Origin of the sequence: Rhodococcus sp. (in: high G+C Gram-positive bacteria), assembly GCF_049591685.1 — a bacterium.
In the GTDB taxonomy this organism is placed as follows: Bacteria; Actinomycetota; Actinomycetes; order Mycobacteriales; family Mycobacteriaceae; genus Rhodococcoides.
In genome coordinates this window covers 1-2,230 of record NZ_JBAWFH010000206.1, presented here as the reverse complement: position 1 = coordinate 2,230, position 2,230 = coordinate 1, and the positions used below count along the sequence as shown (strand labels likewise).

Here is a 2,230-nt window from a genome sequence, read left to right as displayed (position 1 = left end):
TCATTGTTGTGTTCAGAACGGACGCGGTGGTGCCGGCCGGGACTGGCACGGTGAGCTGGGCCCGTCCGTCGACGCCCGTCAAGGGCACCGATCCTCCCAGCCCCAGTTCGCTCAGCCCGAAGGTGGCGACGGCCGCGTCGACGTCTTGCGCGGATGCGGATCCGATTGACCAGACGGGGACCACGAGCAGAACGCAGGCCACGGCCAGGGCGCGTTTCGAGGTGCGGTGAGCGATCATGTGTGTGAATCCGGCCTTCGCTTGCTGGGCTTCCGGTCGAAGCGCCGCCGCAACCAGTATTACGTGTCAATACCAAACGTTTTGCTAAATGGTAGTGATTTTTCACACCGCCAGTCCAGAGCACAACTAAAGAAACCGATTGCCCGTCCGCCTCGGTCGAAACCTTGACCAGGCCCGATTCCGACTCTGGCGCAGGCATATTGGCGTCGTGCCTATAGGTTGGTCGGATGACACGGACCATGCGGTGCCTGAAGGTGGCTGCGATCGCTGCGGTTGCGGTGATGTTCGGATCGGTAGCCCCCGCAGCGGCTGCCCCGGAACCGGGCTCTCGCGTTACCGCCAGTGCCGATGGTCTGTCGCTCGACGGCGCTCCGTGGTGGCCGACGGGCTTCAACGCGTACCAGCTGGCGACGGATTGGGCGGTCAATGCCGGATGCGGCGCGATGGTCGACCTCGACGCGTACTTCTCGTCGCTGCCACCGCACTCGATGACCCGCTTCAACGCATTCCAGGCGCTGGCGACCAACAAGTTCACCGGGCAGCTCGACTTCGGGCCGATGGACGCCGTGTTCGCGGCAGCCGAGGCGCACGATCAGCTCGTGGTGCCGGTGCTGTCACCTCAGGACGGCGCGTGTGAGGGCGATGCGTTCAAGGATCGTCAGTGGTACGTCGACGGCTGGGCAGCCCAGCCCGCTGCAGGATTGAGTTTTCAGGACTGGATGACGACGGCAGTCGCCCGCTGGAAGGACTCGTCGGCCTTGGCGGCGTGGGAATTGGTCGGCGAACCAGAGACGAGCCTGTGCGGGGATGCGACGTGCGGGTGGTCGACTCGAACCTGCCCACCCGATGCAGCCCAGGTTCTCCGCTCGTTCTTCGACACCGCGGGAGCGCAGGTACGGGCAATCGATTCTCAGACCCTCATCACTGCGGGCCTCACCGGCGGCGGTCAGTGCGGTAGCCAGGGCGACGAGTATCAGTACCTGGCCGAGTCCCCCGTTGTCGATGTGATGCAGTACCACGATTACGGCGCCGACGGGGTCGCTCTGCCCGGCGATCAGTGGAACGGCCTGCAGCGTCGCATCGTGCAGTCGAACGCTGCCGGAAAGCCGTTGCTGGTCGCGGAAATCGGCGAGTCCGCCGGGTCGTGCAAGAGCGTGGAGACGCGAGCCGCCAGCATTGCAGGAAAAATTGACGGTCAGCGTCAGGCCGGTACAGCCGGAGCGCTGCTCTGGGCCTTCGTGCCCGACCCGCGGCCAAGCGAATGCACCTTCGACATCGGCTACAACGACCCGCTGTGGGATGTCATCGGGAGTTGAGACTCGAGCGCAGAGCACCCGCAATAAAACGATGGTGTCCAGTGTCTGACGTCGACTAGCTTGTGGCGAATGACCATTCGATTCCACGTCTCATCCGCGCTGAACCGTGCGTCTATTCGTGAGCACGGCCTCGACTACCGAAAGATGGGCGCTGCCCGCGGTATCGCCGGTAGCTACGTGGCCGAGCAGGAAGGCTGCTTCCTGGCCTGCAGCCCCGAGGAACGAGACTGGTTTATTCGGATGAACAACACGGGCAGCCCGGTCGACGTGTGGGAGATCAGCGATGTGGAAGACGACGAGCTAGTGGTCTCACCGGAGGGGCATCATTACCGCCCAGGAATCATTCGACCGAATCGTATTCGCCTAATTCAGCACGACATCCCGTGAGACGAGACCAACTGCAACCTTGATAGAAGTCAATGCGTGATCATGGGTGCGTGCGCCGGCGGACCACCAAACCATCCACCTCGGCAGTCCGTCGGCATGCGGTCCCAGCGCACTAGGCTTGCGGATTCTGAGCGGCCGGACTGCTGAGGTGGGGAGCGCAGCGCGGACGGCTGCGATCAAACCGGCGAAACGCCGGTTTGATCTTGAACAATCTGCCAAGCTGTCCGGATGTTCTGGTGGATAGTCGGCATCGTGGCCGTCTGGATACTTGTAGGCGGGTTCGCCGCCT

At 63.4% G+C, this 2,230-nt stretch carries 2 protein-coding genes and 1 pseudogene; 2 read left to right on the top strand and 1 reads right to left on the bottom strand.

The features are described from left to right. Positions 1–238, bottom strand: a pseudogene (locus WBQ44_RS08850) (hypothetical protein); the annotation flags it as partial. Between the two features lie 227 nt (positions 239–465). Between WBQ44_RS08850 and WBQ44_RS08845 the strand changes: the two are divergent. Both WBQ44_RS08845 and WBQ44_RS08840 read left to right on the top strand, forming a co-directional pair. After that, positions 466–1,554, top strand: coding sequence for a beta-mannosidase (locus WBQ44_RS08845; RefSeq protein WP_495566333.1), 1,089 nt, complete (start codon positions 466–468; stop codon positions 1,552–1,554). A 69-nt stretch (positions 1,555–1,623) separates the two neighbouring features. After that, complete coding sequence (locus tag WBQ44_RS08840) at positions 1,624–1,941, top strand: hypothetical protein (RefSeq protein WP_495566332.1); 318 nt, start codon at positions 1,624–1,626, stop codon at positions 1,939–1,941. Positions 1,942–2,230: the final 289 nt, after the last annotated feature.

Excerpts from the sequence above, each read along its gene's own strand:
- WBQ44_RS08845 (WP_495566333.1), top strand. The coding sequence starts at position 466 with ATGACACGGACCATGCGGTGCCTGAAGGTGGCTGCGATCGCTGCGGTT.
- WBQ44_RS08840 (WP_495566332.1), top strand. The coding sequence starts at position 1,624 with ATGACCATTCGATTCCACGTCTCATCCGCGCTGAACCGTGCGTCTATT.